The 236-nt window shown below is 66.9% G+C and carries 1 protein-coding gene; it reads left to right on the top strand.

The features are described from left to right. The coding region (locus JFN93_RS25350) for a hypothetical protein (protein WP_199387180.1) at positions 1-236 on the top strand (236 nt) is incomplete at both ends.

The raw sequence follows: 236 nt of genomic DNA, 5'->3' as shown, positions 1-236 counted from the left end.
ACCGCCGAGATCCAGGCGATCAGCACCACCAACCTGGCGACCCTGACCACCGCGGAAATCGCGGCACTGACCACCGCCCAGGCACAGGCTCTCGGCGCAACCGGGGTAGGTGCCCTTGGCTCTGACCAGCTGCGCGCCCTGAGCACCCAGGATGTGGCGGCCCTGACCACCGCTGAGGTAGCGGCGATCAGCACCGATAACATCTCCCTGCTGACCACCGCCCAGGTCAAGGCAAT

The sequence above is a fragment of the Geomesophilobacter sediminis genome, from assembly GCF_016458275.1.
GTDB classification, from domain to species: Bacteria; Desulfobacterota; Desulfuromonadia; order Geobacterales; family Geobacteraceae; genus Geomesophilobacter; species Geomesophilobacter sediminis.
Note: the sequence above shows the minus strand (reverse complement) of the source record. Positions and strands in the feature narration are given on the sequence as shown.